Origin of the sequence: Roseixanthobacter psychrophilus (assembly GCF_043195195.1) — a bacterium.
Classification (GTDB): Bacteria; Pseudomonadota; Alphaproteobacteria; order Rhizobiales; family Xanthobacteraceae; genus NCEH01.
Map to the genome: position 1 here is coordinate 1 of NZ_JBAFWT010000248.1, position 214 is coordinate 214.

Below are 214 nucleotides of genomic sequence, written 5' to 3' on the forward strand. Positions count from 1 at the left end.
TGCCCCCTCGGTATTCTGCGGGGCGGCGGGCAGAGCCCCACCCTCAGGCTCGGCCGAAGCCTCGCCCTCGGGACCGCTATCGGCGCTGGGGGCCTCGCGAGCCGTACCAGACCGCCCCTCGGTATCTCGGAAAAGCTCCCCCGCGATCGCGCGGAACGCCTCGGGCGACTGACCCGTCGTCAGGGCGTCCAGGGTCGCCGTGGTCATCGCTTCG

General features: G+C 72.9%; 1 protein-coding gene. It reads right to left on the reverse strand.

What is annotated here, in order from left to right:
• Nucleotides 1-207: hypothetical protein (locus tag V5F77_RS29400; RefSeq protein WP_429008552.1), on the reverse strand; the 207-nt coding region annotated here is incomplete at its 3' end.
• Between the last annotated feature and the right edge of the window lie 7 nt (nucleotides 208-214).